Below are 13523 nucleotides of genomic sequence, written 5' to 3'. Positions count from 1 at the left end.
CCAAGGAAGGCCGCCGCCGAAAACGCCATGGCCAGCGCGCGGATCAGACCTTCGAGATGCCGGTATCGATAGAGTTCAGGACCAAGTGGGTTCTCTCCCTGTAGGAAGGCGCTCTAGAGAGACCAACGACTTGGAGTCCACTGCGTGCCCATTGAACCACTGCCGCAGATCCACAACGTCAATTCAAGGACTGACGCAATGACGCGATAGCCCAGCACCTCGGCTGAAGAAGCCTGCTTAGGTGCTGCTGAAATCTGATAGACAGATCCAATGACGCAACCGCATGTCTTCGTAGCCATGGCCGACATCTTGAACCTCCGGTGCGACGCGTGGCTGCTCCCAACTGACTCCAAGGTCACAATTGAACAGCATTGGCTGAAGGCGCATCCAAACCTGCGAACCATGGCAGCGGCTTCAGTCTCGACGGGCTTCCGTGACGGTAGCGCCCTGGCTGAGCCGGTCCGCCCTTGGGATCCGGTTTTACCCTTCCCGATCATGACTGCGGTTCCCGACGACGGTGGTTGGAGCCCCGCCGTCGTCGCCGAACGTCTCGAGTCGTTCGTTCGCAGCGCATTATCAGCCATACCTGCGCCGCTGGATCACCGCCCCTACCGGCTTTTGGCCCTACCGTTCTTCGGCACCGCCGGGGGCGGCGCCGGAAACCACCTTGGTGCCGCGCTGCGTGCAATTCTTGGGGCATCCGCCGACCTTGCCGCCCGATACGACGTCGACATTGTGCTGGTCTTGAGGGACAAAGCAGCGTTCTCACTGGCCCAGAAGCTGAGGCGCGAGGCCGCTAGCGGCTTTTCCTGGCCCTCTCTCGGCGACCACCTGCGGGAGAAAGCAAGGTGCCTAGGCCAGATTGCACAAGCGGGACACCTAGTGCCTTTCCTCGGCGCCGGCGTGAGCGTCAGCGCCGGCGCCCCAAGCTGGAGTCAGCTGCTCGATACGTTGAGCGCCGGCATCGATCTCAAGGAAGCACAGGCAGGCGCGTTCCAAGGACTGAACCTGTTGGACCAGGCCGGAGTTCTCGAACAACTCTATGCCGACCAGAATGGGTCCCGGGCGGCTTTCGGCAAGGCAGTGGCTAAAGCAGTCGACCTGCCTCGGTACGGGTTGGCGCCGGCGCTTCTCGCCACCGTGCCGTCAACCGGGGCGATCACTCTCAACTATGACCGGCTTTTCGAATCGGCCTGTAGAGACGCCCAACGGCCGCGGACCGTAATGCCGGAGAACATTCCTGCAGTCGGTACTGACTGGCTCTTGAAACTCCATGGATCCGTTAGCCAGCCCGACAGTATCGTGCTGACCCGTGACGACTACCTTGGTTACAACAGCAATCGGGATGCGCTGTCCGCACTGGTCAAGGCGCACCTGCTGACCCATCACTTGCTGTTCGTTGGGTTCGGGCTAGCCGATGACCATTTCCATGAGATCGTCCACGACGTCAGGCGAGCGCTCCCGAATGATGCCTCGATGGACCACCAGATGGGCACGGTGTTGTCGCTCTTTGACGAACCGCTTCAGACGCTCGTGTGGACAGGCAAGCTGGAGATCCATTCCATGTCCAGTGCCCCGGTGCCAGACGCCGACCCAGCTGACGTCCGCATCGCACTAGCGACTGCCGGGCGGGAGCTCGAGATCTTCCTGGACATGATGGCCGCCTACGCGACCGACAACCACTCCTATTTGCTCGCTCCCGCCTACAACCAAGGGCTCGCCGACGACGAACTCGACCTGCGGCGGCAGCTCCTTGCCCTGGCGGGCCTGGAACGGTCAGCTGGTACAGCCGAAGTGTGGGGCGTGCTCGACAAGGCTCTCCGAGAACTGGGTTTGAAGGACCTGTCTTAGAAACGCCCCCGGGCTTTCGCCCACGGGCCCCTCCCGAGACCGAGTCCTTCGCCTAAATCGTCGGAGCCAGTCTAGGCTGCCGTCCATGGAGATCATGCCCCTCTTCACGAGCTTCCTCAGCGCGATCCAGACGCCCCTCGGCATCGCCATCGTCGCTACACTCGTGGTCTCTTCGTTCATTGCTTCCTTCGTTGCGTTGAGGCGCTACGTGAGGTCTATCCCCCATCGCTTTGAGCGTTGGCTGGACCGAAAGCAGGGGTGGTTGTTGTGACCGGCCAGCGCCGCTTGCACGGCCCGGTCCTAACTACTCCTTACCTGGAGCATGCTGGGGCTCGTCCCTGCCAGTAGTGCACCGATTGGGTGCCATGACAACGGAAACTACTTCCGCACGCGATCTCATGCCCCCCGCACCCACAACCGTGAAGGCCTCCCCCGAGTCCCGTCGGACATCCGCCCGGTCCCCACCAGCTTTGGCTCCATAAAGCGCCGGAACGTGTCGCGCATCAAAGGAGCGCCGGCCACCGCCTCGTGCAGGTCCCGCAGGTCCTTCAGCGTGAACGGCTCATCCAGCAACTCGCCAGGATCCGGGGCCTCCCCGTAGGCAGCCCGTAGCCACTCCACGGCCTTCGCCACAATGGCCTCGTGGCCATACGGCAGCGCCGCAATCAGTCCCGGCTCCCCGGTCACCGAAGCCAGCCGGACGGCGTCGGAATTCAACGCGTCTTCAAGAGCCGCCAGGGGCACCACGTCCACGTGGGCCACTGACAGCACCCAGCCTCGGTCGTCACGGCCCGGCTCGTCAAACACCCGCAGCTGGCGAGGCACTCGGCCGGAGATTCCCGCCTTCTCCCGCAGACAGCGAAGCGCCGCGTCCGCGAGGGTTTCGCGTTCACGGAGGAACGTGCCGGGCAGCGCCCACTTTCCGTGCTGGTGATCCTCTTCGCGCCGCACGAGCAGCACGCACACATCCCCACCAGCCACCGTCAGCACCGCCGTATCCACCGCCACCGAGGGGCGCGGATAGTCGAGCAGGGACACAGCAGGGCTGTTCTTGGAATCCTTCACAAGAATATTTATCGCAGTGTTGCGCTAAAGATGCAAGCCGTGCATACTGGAGTCAATTAGCGCAGATTTGATATAAATCACGGAGGTTCCCATGAAAGTCCCCCAGCTTCACGTCGGCGCCGGCAGCAGGCTCGGCCCGCTGAGCATCTTCCCCGTCTGGACCTCCGGCTCCGGCAACCTGGGCATTAGCACCGGCACCCACGCCGACGTCGCCGTGACCGAGCTCGCCAGCGGCCCCCAGGTCGCCCGGCTCACCGTCACCAACAACGGCCCGCACCCGGCCCTGCTGCTGGAAGGCGAGCTGCTCGAAGGCGGACAGCAGCACCGGACCTGCGCCCGCGACGTCGTCCTGGGCCCCGGCGAAACCCGCGACATCGACACCTTCTGCGTCGAGGCCGGCCGCTGGGAAGCCGGGGAGACCAGCCACCGCCGGCAGGCACGGCGAGCCCCGCTCAACGTCTGGTCCGAGCTCGCCAACGGCATCGACGGCCAGCGCGGGGGCAACCGGCAGGGCCGCATCTGGGAGCGGGTCAGCCGCTTCGATGCAGTCCGCGGCCGCTCGGTGACCAGCTCCCTGCTCGACCATATGGACCTGTTCAAGGACGACGCACACAACCGGTTCGATGCCGCGGATGCTCCCGATGCGCTGGAAGGACAGCGCGGCGTCGTCATCGGCCTGGGCCAGCAGCCGCTGCTCCTGGAGGTTTTCGGCACCAGCACGCTCTTCCGCCGCCACTACCGCCAGCTGATCGATTCCGCGCTGCTGGACCTGGAGCTCCTCTCACCCCAGGCGCTGGCGTCCGGTCCCATGCCGGGCCAGCGGGCGCGCGACTTCGCCGCCCAGGTCCAGGCGATGGACTTCGGCACGTTCGACGGCGGCGCGGAGGCTGGCGAGGTCCGGAGCCAAGGCTCCCTGCGGAGCCGCAATGTCACCCGCGCCGCCGGCACGGTGTCCGCCGCCGGCATCGCCGTCGAGCTTCCCACGCGCCGCCCCCAGCTGGCCCACCTGACCGGCTGGAACACCAAGCACCCCCTGATGGAGATGGCATGAAACTGACCCCCTTGCAGAATGACCGCGCGGCCGGAGTCCTCGTCGCCCTGGCCGCCGGCGACGCCCTCGGAGCAGGCTACGAATTCGGCGCGCCGTTGCCGGACGGCGCCGAAGTCACCATGAAGGGCGGCGGGCCGTTCGGGTTCGCGCCGGCCGAGTGGACCGACGATACCTCCATGGCCATCCCGATCGCCCAGGCCTTGCTGGAGGCAGGGTCCGACGCCGGATCCTCTTCCCCCGCGGCGTTCACCATGATCGTCCGCGCCTGGACGGCATGGGCCGCCGAGGCCAAGGACGTGGGCGCCCAGACCAGCTCCGTCATCGCGGCCGCCCGCCGGCTTGCCGCCGCTGCCGGCCGGAGCAAGGTCCACGCCGCCGACTTCAGCGCCGCGGCCGCGGACTTCCACGCCCGCACCGGACGCAGCGCCGGGAACGGGTCGCTGATGCGCGCCGCCCCGCTAGCGCTTGCCTACCTGGACCGGGATCCGGCCGAGCTCATGGCCCAGGCAAGGGTGCTCAGCGCCCTGACCCACGCCGACCCCGACGCGCAGGAAGCCTGCGGCCTCTGGTGCGTCGCCATCCGCGGCGCCGTTTTGACGGGGCGGCTCGATGTCCGGGCCGGGCTGACTCTCCTGCCGGCCGCCCGGGTTGCGGTGTGGCTCGACCGGATCGAGGTTGCCGAGCGCTCCCGGCCGCGGGACTTCACCCGCAACGGCTGGGTGGTCGAGGCCTTCCAGGGCGCCTGGAGCGCCATCCACTTTGCGGGCTTGTCCACGTCCGGCCCGGCGCACCTCCGGGTCGCACTAGAGGAAGCCGTGCGCGGTGGCCGGGACACGGACACCGTCGCCGCCATTGCGGGCGGCCTGCTGGGTGCGGCCTACGGCTACACCGCGGTGCCCTTCGAGTGGAGGCGCCGCCTGCACGGCTGGCCCGGGTTGCGGGCCCACGACCTGATGATTCTCGGCATGGAACTCGGCCGCGGCGAGGGCCGCCGGTTCACGTCCTGGCCCCGTGCTCAGCGCCACGACTACAGCATGTGGAGCCGCACCGACGCGCTGGTCCGGCACCCGCATGACGACGGCGTCTGGCTGGGCGGCGTCGGTTCGGTCGGGCGGGTGGCCGAGCTGGGCATCGACGCCGTGGTGTCACTGTGCCGGCTGGGGACCGAGGATGCACCCTCGGTCTTGCCGGAAGACCACGCCACTTTCTGGATCGTCGACTCCCCCGTCGACGACGACAACGCCCACGCCGCGTTCGTGCTGCAAGACGCGGCAGGCGCCGTCGAACACTTCCGCTCGGAGGGCAGGACGGTGCTGTTGCACTGCGTGCGGGCCGAGTCACGGACGCCGACAGTGGCTGCGCTGTATGGAGCGCAGGTTGCCGGGATTACGCCGCTGGAAGCACTGGAGGACGTGAAGCGCGTACTGCCCGGAGCGAACCCAAACCCGCTGTTTCTTCGGTCGCTCGGCGCGGTGCCGGCGAACGGAGTGAATAGTGTCACACCGGCCAAGTAGTCTGCGTTCAAGAGCTTGAACAGTCCAAATGGGGGATGAAATGACTGACCTGATCCAGGAGGTAATGAATGGGACGGACTCCGAGCCTGCCTCGGCCGCCTCTGTTCCAACTTCTTACGACTACGCATTCTTGTACTCGTGGCAACAGGAAGCGCTGAAGGCCTGGCACTCGAATGCTCGGCGTGGGGTGGTGGAGGCCGTCACCGGATCGGGCAAAACCCGCGTCGGGATCGCTGCTGCATTTGAAGCCGTCCGCCAGGGAATCAAGGTATTGATTCTCGTCCCCACCGCCGAGCTCCAGCGTCAATGGCTGTCCTCTATCCAGCGCGACCTCCCCCAGGCCCGCCGGGGCGCGCTCGGCGATGGTCGCACAGATTCACTTGACCAGGTGGACATCCTGGTGGCCATAGTCCACTCGGCGTCCAACCGCGAGACACTGCGGAGCCACAAGGCCGGGCTAATCATCGCGGACGAATGCCACCGCTACGCCGCTCCCATGTTCACAGGGGCTCTTCAAGAGGGATTCGCATGGCGGCTCGGACTGACCGCCACCTACGAGCGGTCGGACGGAGAGCACGAGACTGTCTTGTCGCCATATTTCGGCGGAGTCGTCTACAAGCTTTGGTACGACCGCGCGCTGAAAGACAATGTCATCGCACCGTTCGACATCGCCCTCGTCGGTGTTGAACTCACGCCGACGGAGAGAATCAACTACGACGATCTCTCGAACACAATGCTGGAAGCGGCGCGCAACCTGGAGACCTACGCCGGAATCCCCCGGCGTCCGTTCCACCGGTTCATTGCGGCAGTCGCCTCCCTCGCCGGGTCAGACTCCACCACTCGGGAATCGACGATTGCGCGAAAGTACATGCGGGCGATGGCGTCCAGGCTCACCTTGCTGGCAGAAGCCCGGACCAAATACCACGCTTTGGCAGCCCTCAAGGAGACAGTCGACCAGTCTCGCGGCACGCTGGTGTTCACCCAAACTCAAGAATCTGCGAGGCGTGCCCAGGAGCTGTACACGGCGATGGGTTCCAAGGCTTCTGCGATCTTCAGCGGGATGGCCAAGGATGAACGCCGGCAGGGCATGGAGGAATTCCGCAACGGTACTTCGCAGATCCTGGCCGCGCCGAGACTGCTCGATGAAGGCATCGACGTGCCGGAAGCTGACCTCGGCATCATCGTCGCGGCCAATCGCAGCCAGCGACAGATGGTCCAGCGTCTGGGACGCGTCATCCGCAAGAAGGCCGACGGTCGCGTCGGGCGTCTCGTTGTCCTGTACTCGAAAGACACGGTCGAGGACCCCAATGTCCAGGGCGAAGAGTTTCTGGGCCGGGTGCTTCCGTTCGCCCGCAAGGTCGAGTTCTTCGACATCAGGACCGACTTGGACCGGTTGCGGAGCTTTCTCCACCACGTCGTGGCCGAGCCCAAACCCGAGCTTCAGCCAATCGCTGAGGCAGATCCGATCGCTGTTGTGGAGCAAACCCAGGCGTTGCCCGAGCCGCCACTTGAAGAACCCGAAGATGATGCCAAGCCTGTAGGTTTCGACTTGGAAGACGATGAGTGGCCTGAACAGCTTGCCGGCAGCGAGAGTGTCACCGACGACGCCGTCGCGGACTACCTCCGGCGGCTTGGCCGCTACGAATTGCTGACGGCAGAGCAGGAAGTGGAGCTGGCGCAGGAGATCGAGGCCGGGGTTTTTGCGGAGCATCTCCTCGCCGATAAGGGTTCGACGCGCCCGCGACGGGAAATCCGTGAACTTGAGTTTCTCGTTCTGCTGGGAAAACGAGCGGCTGACACTCTGCTGAACTCAAACCTGCGACTGGTGGTTTCGATCGCCAAACACTACTCCAACAGGGGCCTTGCCTTCCTGGACTTGATCCAGGAAGGCAACTTGGGACTGCACAGGGCTGTCTGCAAATTCGATTTCACCAAAGGCTTCAAGTTCTCCACCTATGCGACGTGGTGGATCCGCCAAGCCATCACGAGGGCCTTGGCTGATCAGGCACGTCTTATCCGCTTGCCCGTCCACATGGTCGAGCAGCTCCAAAAGCTGCAGTCGGCGCAACGAACTGCTGCAATGAATGGGTCCTCGTGCACGAATGAAGATCTTGCCCAGCTCACGGACAGTTCAACCGAAAAGGTCGAATATCTTCTGACGTTGGACAAAGCGATCTACTCGCTGGATATGCAAGTGCCCGATGGCAGGGGAGGCTCCGAAGCGCTGGCCGAACAGCTGGCCGATCCGTTTGACCTGGATGTGACGGACTCGCTCTTTCAGCAACTTATGAAAGAGCAGGTGCATGCTGTTCTGGACACACTGGAGGAACGGGAGGCCGGCATCATCGCGATGCGCTTCGGAATGACCGATGGCCAGGAAAAGACCTTGGACGCAATCGGCCAGGTGTATGGCGTCACCCGGGAGCGCATCCGGCAGATCGAAGCAAAGACGATGAAGAAGCTCTGCCATCCATCTCGATCCGAGGTGTTGCGACAATTCATGTTTGACGGCTACGACTCGGTGCACTCGAAAACACCCGAGACGGCAGTGGCCACTGCAGAGAGCGACTAAGCGGTGTCTTCGGCTGTAATGCGCCGTGGCCGCGCGGCCAAACATCATCACTGCCGGGCAATGTCGGCTACTACTGGTAGGAATGTGACCATGACTACAGCTCCTGAACTCAGTCGGGAACAGCGTGACGCCGTCATGCGCAGTGAACCAGCGGACGACGCATATGCGGCCGGTGAACCTCTCCGCGCCATCGCCGCCGATTTGGGTTGCACGGTCGACGAACTCTGCAATTTCTTGGCCACGCAACCAGCCAGCCACCACGAGCTACAGCGCGCGAGATCCGTCAGACGCCGGAGCCTGGCCACGGACGAGGTTCTCTACAAGAACCGCGTCCTGTTGTACCGGCTGGCCGGCGCCGGGATTGCCTGGTCTGATACGCCGAAGGTCTTGAAAGCGCTGCAGACGGCCATCGACGTGGAGGTCGGCGTCGAGCTCGTGAACATTCCCGGAGTCGCTTCCGAGCGGACGGAGAGGGCCCTGCCTCCAAGAACCTTGGGCGACAAGCTCAGTCTCTTGTACGTGGCGGGCAAACACCACGGAATCGAACCGGACTATCAGCTGGCGCTCGGCACCATGCCGATCGAGGAATTGGCCGCGCTTCGGTCACTCATGCAGCCCAGCTTTCCGCCGCGGCGCCTGGCGGAGTTCGCCGCCGTGGCGGAAACTACGAAGCTCGCCATCCGCGCCAGGGCATTGCGGGCCATCTCCTATGCGGACTATACGAAGACGGCGGCGGCGGTTTCTTCGCGCCTGGGAAACACCAGAGTTGCCGCGGATGGCCAGTGGCCGGTGCCGGGATCCGTACTGCTACGCCGTTACGGTTATGGCTTCTGGGACGCCGCACTGCGGGCGGCCGGGCTGAGCCTGCCAGGTTCCGAGTCCAGATTTACCGACAACGACTTCTTTGATGCGCTCGACGGTTTCACGGAGGAATGCATGGGTTTTGAACATCCCATGAGCATTGCCACCTACGACCGGTGGGTCTTCTCCGAAGCGTCCATGAGGAACGACCGGCCTTCCGCGGTGGAAATCATCCGTCACTACGGCAGCTGGGCTTCCGCCATGCAGGTCATCCTTCCGGAGGAGGAGGACGAGGACGACGTGCTCGAAGAGGATACCGGACAAAGCGCGCTGGTGCTCGGCTTGCCACCCGCCGTCCGGCGCGCGATCCACCCGCCACAACAATCACTGGGGTTTTGAGCGTGAGCACACCATCCTCCGAGGCTGACGTTCCCCAGCGCGACGTGACTGGGCAGGTGACCAGATCCTTCCTGGCCGGGGATCCACTGCGGTGCATCGCGGACGCCGCGAAAATGAGCAGCTGGGAGATTCTGCGCATCCTCGGTAGTCGGGTCGCGGACCGGGGTGAGGAGCAGCGGTCCAGGGCACTCCGGGATCGATGCAATGCCACGTTGGCAGCCCTTTACCAGGAGCGCGAACGCTTCGAGCAGCTCGACCGAGCCGGAATCGATTTCGTGGATATACCCAGGGTCCTCGCCGCGCTCGGAGCACCGGTCGACGTCGACATTGCCGAGGAAATGCTCCGGACTACGCACATGTTCAAGGAACTCGTGCACCGCGCCGACCAACAACAAAGGGGTGAGGTGGAGTTTGCTCCACCCATCGATATGCTCAGCTTGCTCTATGTGGTAGGCCGCCACCGGGGATTTCAACCTGATTATGAAATGGCTCTGGGGATGACGCCGCTCTCATCGGTCGAAGAGATCCGGAGCTTCCTGGGTCCGAGCCGCCCCTACGGCCAGTTAGCCGAAATCCTGGCGGTCATTGAGACAACAGCGCAGGCCATCCGCGCCGGCGATGACGCCGGAATCTCGTACTCAGACTACGAGGAGATAGCGGAGGCAATTTCGGCGGACCTTGGAGACGAACGGCCCGGTCGCGGAGACCTTTGGCCGGTACCCGCAGGCACGGTGCGACGCCACTTGGGCCTAGGGTTCTGGGACACCGCGTTGGCTTCCGCCGGGCTCCAGCCGACGTTAGACCCAGTTAGCTTCAGCGCCTCTGAATTTGCTGAGGCGGCCCGCAGATTTAGAGATGAGTACCGCTACTTCGGCTCCCCAAAAGACGTGGCGAGCTACGACAGTTGGGTGACTGTCGAAATGGCCGCCGGACGCCATCGCCCGTCCGTGGTCGCCATTAGAAGGCACTTCGGCGCCTGGGAGTCGGTGATCGGCGCCGTAATGCCGTCGGAAATCGAGGATGAGTACGACGGCCTTGTCAACCACATCAGAGCCCAGAACGACGTCCAGGAAGGTTGGGCGAAAGCGGGCGAACTGATCAGCGAGGTTCTGGCAAACATGCCGTGGAACTCATTCCTGAGCATTCAGTACGATAACGACACTGAAGGACTGACGCCGTACGCCCAGGCCGTGCCCAGCGCCGATGGGGTCTGGTTCGAAATCGTGTCCGAGAAGTACCTACCCGCCGACACGTGGCCCCTAGATGCCGGCTACCTGACCGGGAATGGCTGGTCTGCTCCCAACAACGATTTTCCGAACTGGTACAAGGACGGAGTCCCGCACATCGAAGCGGGGCACCAGATACTCGACGGCTTGCGCTTTGGACGGGGCTGCGAGGACGCCAGCAAGCTTCAATGGCATACCGGCGAATTTCCAACCGGGCCCGGTCCGGATGGGGGCGTCACACTTGACGATGTGGTGAGCGGAGCAGTCCAAACGCTGCGGAATGCGAGCTGATCGTCAACAGGGCCTATGCGCTGACGGTCAACTGCGAAGAACACGACCGACGGACGAGCAGTCGTGTCGGATCGGCGAAGAAGTCGCCGGCTGACTAACGTTGGAGCAGCGAAAACCGGAGAGCCGGTTCTTCAGTATGGGGGCAACAATGAGGTGCATTCCGGCAGAACCGGAGTTCGGTGAGGGACAGCTGGCGGAAAAGGCCGTCTGGACGGCACTGAAGAGCAGCCTTCCCGATGACTGCGTCCTCGCCCACTCCGTCCATGTCCGCGACGGCCGGAACGAATACGAGATCGACCTGCTGGTCCTCTGGCCCGGCGTTGGCATGGCCGCGATCGAGGTCAAGGGTGGCCAGGTCAGCATCGCCGACGGGCAGTGGTACCAGTCGGACCGGAGCCAGAGGCGCAAGATCCAAAGCCCCGTGGCGCAGTCCCAAAGCTCACTTCATGCGCTCAAGAACTGGCTTGAAAACCAGCTCGGTTCCCGCCTGAGCAGCCGCTGCGTCTACATGGTCAGCTTGCCGTATACCGACGTGCCGGGTGACTGGACCATGGCCGGCTGCCCTCGGTCACTCATCCTTGACCAAACGGAAAGCAAGGCACCCGCCGAGCTCGTGCGCCAAGCGATCGAAAACGAAGGCGGCGGCGCCGCCCCTCTGGCCCCGGTTTTCCTGGAACGTATCGTCCGCAGGCTGAGCGGAGACCTGGACACCGCCGTCGTACCCTCCACCACAGCACAGGAGGATGAGGCCGCACAGGACCATCTCACCGAACGGCAGTCCGTGCTGCTTCAGGCAACCCGGTCGCTCCCCCGTATCCGCTTCACCGGCGGCGCCGGCAGCGGAAAGACCTGGCTCGCGGTCGAAAAGGCCAAACTGCTCAGCAAACAGGGCAAACGGGTCGGGCTCTTCTGCTACAACAAAGGCCTGGGACAGTACCTTCAGGACCAGGTTGCAACGTGGCGCCAAGCCAAGCCCGTATTCACCGGCGAGTTCCACGAGTACGTGCGCGGGCTCGGGGTCCCGGACGGTTCGGGTCAGGACTACTTCGACGTCGAGATGCCCCGCCTCTTGAGGGAACTAGCTGCCGGGATGGAGCCCCACGAACGCTTGGACGCCGTCATCGTCGACGAAGCGCAGGACTTCGCGCCACTGTGGTGGGAGGCGCTTCTCGCCTGCACTACTGATCCCGCCGCGGGCGAGGTGTACGCCTTCATGGATGACCGCCAGGACGTCTACCAACGTTGGGGAGGTGCGACGGCGGACCTCACCAATGGTCCGACGGCCACGTTCGTGCCCATCCACATCGACGAGAACCTCCGCAACACCCGCAAGATCGCTGAGACATTCAAGCCTTTCGCCGGCGAACATTTCACGCCCAGGGGCAGCACCGGCCTGCCTGTACGGTTCGTCGACTGCCCTGCGGAGGAGTCGCTCGACGTCGCTGAAGACTGTTTGAACGCCTTGATCGACGAGGGCTGGGCGAACAATCAAATCGCGCTCCTCACCACCAAGGACCGACACCCCATCCATCTGGACTACTTCGAGCGCGGCGCCACGGAGGAGTACTGGCGGGACTTCCATGCCAACGAGAGTGAGTTCTACGGCCACGTGCTGGGCTTCAAAGGCCTGGAACGGTCCGTCGTTGTTCTTTGCGTCAACGGGTTCAAGGACATGGGCCGGGCACCCGAACAGCTGTACGTCGGGTTGTCCCGTGCCCGGAGCCTGCTAGTGGTAGTTGGTGATTCCGAGTTACTGGAGGAAGCGGGCGGGCGGGAACTAAAGGCAGCATTGTCACGGTCCCAGGCATGGACGCCGATACTAACTGAAGATTAGCGAGCCCTGACCGAGCTCGGAAGCCATCCAGCCAGCCGTCAGTTGGATGCGACTTCGAAAGGAGGGTCCGTCAATTGACATTGAATCTAACCCTAGGAAAGAAGACGATGAGCACGCCCTTTCAGATGGATCTCTCCCCCGGCATGTCCGGAGGGATAGGTGTCCGACCAATCCAAGACATTGCGGCAAGAGTCGTCGGCTACTGCACCCATCCTCGGAGCGGCTGGCATACCTACGACTTGCTTGGATCGGTAGCTAGGCAAGGTGGCCACTTCAAGGAGATCGCTCCGTGGTCACTGTTGTGGGCAACCACGTTGGCTGGGCGATTGTCCGCGGCAGACATCGCACGCTTCACGCACGATGTTCGGTCGGAACTGGCGCAACGGCTCAACGCCCTGTCCGCTAAGGACCTCGCCCAAATGGACGATGAAGACGTGAAAGGCCTAACTCTTCTTTGCCGGTCCGGCTTCCACGGGGTGTGGGCACCCAAGGTCACCAAAATGCTTGCCCTTTACAGGCCGGACGCCGTACCTGTTCTCGACGGCCACGTGGCGATGGCCATGGGCTTCAAGAGAGACGGCTTCCGTTTCGGGGCGGAACCGCGGTGGGAGCGTATCGAGAAAACGCTTTTGACACTTCGGAGCATCCTCCGTCACCAACAATGCGAGCTTACCCGGATCGGTGACCAAGTGGCCCGTGAGGTACCCGATATTGGCAAAGCCACGGATCTCCGGCTGCTGGACATCATCATCTGGACTTCGCAAGATGACCGAATGTCTCGTGCCGGGAGCCCAGCCAACTATTGGCTAAATCGGCAACCGCGTGAGTATCAGCCAAGGCGCCTTGATCCCTTGTCTTTGCAGTGATCCGCGAGATCGAAGGGCATTCGATGGAATCGTACCAACACAACCGTCATTCC

Annotated in this window: 10 protein-coding genes; 9 read left to right on the top strand and 1 reads right to left on the bottom strand. The window is 63.5% G+C overall.

What is annotated here, in order from left to right:
* Window positions 1–270: 270 nt before the first annotated feature.
* Window positions 271–1851 carry an SIR2 family NAD-dependent protein deacylase gene (locus OM977_RS04640; protein ID WP_264356369.1) on the top strand — a complete coding sequence of 527 codons (1581 nt, stop codon included), beginning with the start codon at window positions 271–273 and terminating at the stop codon, window positions 1849–1851.
* Between the two features lie 85 nt (window positions 1852–1936).
* The gene (locus OM977_RS04635; protein ID WP_264356368.1) at window positions 1937–2122 is read left to right on the top strand and encodes a hypothetical protein; all 186 of its coding nucleotides are present in this window, start codon (window positions 1937–1939) and stop codon (window positions 2120–2122) included.
* A 125-nt stretch (window positions 2123–2247) separates the two neighbouring features.
* Here OM977_RS04635 and OM977_RS04630 read toward each other — a convergent pair whose 3' ends face one another.
* Window positions 2248–2916, bottom strand: a complete 669-nt coding sequence (locus OM977_RS04630; RefSeq protein ID WP_264356367.1) for an NUDIX hydrolase — start codon at window positions 2914–2916, stop codon at window positions 2248–2250.
* A 91-nt stretch (window positions 2917–3007) separates the two neighbouring features.
* Between OM977_RS04630 and OM977_RS04625 the strand changes: the two genes are divergently transcribed.
* The 7 genes from OM977_RS04625 (at window position 3008) to OM977_RS04595 (ending at window position 13470) form a co-directional block, all read left to right on the top strand.
* Window positions 3008–3967 (top strand): ARPP-1 family domain-containing protein, encoded by a 960-nt coding sequence (locus OM977_RS04625; protein ID WP_264356366.1) that lies wholly within the window; start codon window positions 3008–3010, stop codon window positions 3965–3967.
* Window positions 3964–5481 (top strand): ADP-ribosylglycohydrolase family protein, encoded by a 1518-nt coding sequence (locus OM977_RS04620; protein ID WP_264356365.1) that lies wholly within the window; start codon window positions 3964–3966, stop codon window positions 5479–5481. The genes OM977_RS04625 and OM977_RS04620 overlap by 4 nt, the downstream gene beginning before the upstream one ends.
* 40 nt (window positions 5482–5521) lie before the next feature.
* Window positions 5522–8053 (top strand): sigma-70 family RNA polymerase sigma factor, encoded by a 2532-nt coding sequence (locus tag OM977_RS04615; RefSeq protein ID WP_264356364.1) that lies wholly within the window; start codon window positions 5522–5524, stop codon window positions 8051–8053.
* Window positions 8054–8143: 90 nt separating this feature from the next.
* A complete protein-coding gene (locus tag OM977_RS04610; RefSeq protein ID WP_264356363.1) occupies window positions 8144–9253 on the top strand; it encodes a hypothetical protein in 1110 nt (369 codons plus the stop codon).
* Window positions 9254–9255: 2 nt separating this feature from the next.
* Window positions 9256–10770 carry a TY-Chap domain-containing protein gene (locus OM977_RS04605; protein WP_264356361.1) on the top strand — a complete coding sequence of 505 codons (1515 nt, stop codon included), beginning with the start codon at window positions 9256–9258 and terminating at the stop codon, window positions 10768–10770.
* A 148-nt stretch (window positions 10771–10918) separates the two neighbouring features.
* On the top strand, window positions 10919–12604 hold the full coding sequence (locus OM977_RS04600; RefSeq protein ID WP_264356359.1) for an NERD domain-containing protein: 1686 nt from the start codon (window positions 10919–10921) through the stop codon (window positions 12602–12604).
* Window positions 12605–12711: 107 nt separating this feature from the next.
* Window positions 12712–13470, top strand: a complete 759-nt coding sequence (locus OM977_RS04595; protein ID WP_264356357.1) for a DUF6308 family protein — start codon at window positions 12712–12714, stop codon at window positions 13468–13470.
* The last annotated feature ends 53 nt before the right edge of the window (window positions 13471–13523 follow it).

The sequence above is a fragment of the Pseudarthrobacter sp. MM222 genome, from assembly GCF_947090775.1.
Classification (GTDB): domain Bacteria; phylum Actinomycetota; class Actinomycetes; order Actinomycetales; family Micrococcaceae; genus Arthrobacter.
The sequence above is the reverse complement of the archived record's forward strand: the minus strand, read 5'-3'. Positions and strand labels throughout refer to the sequence as shown.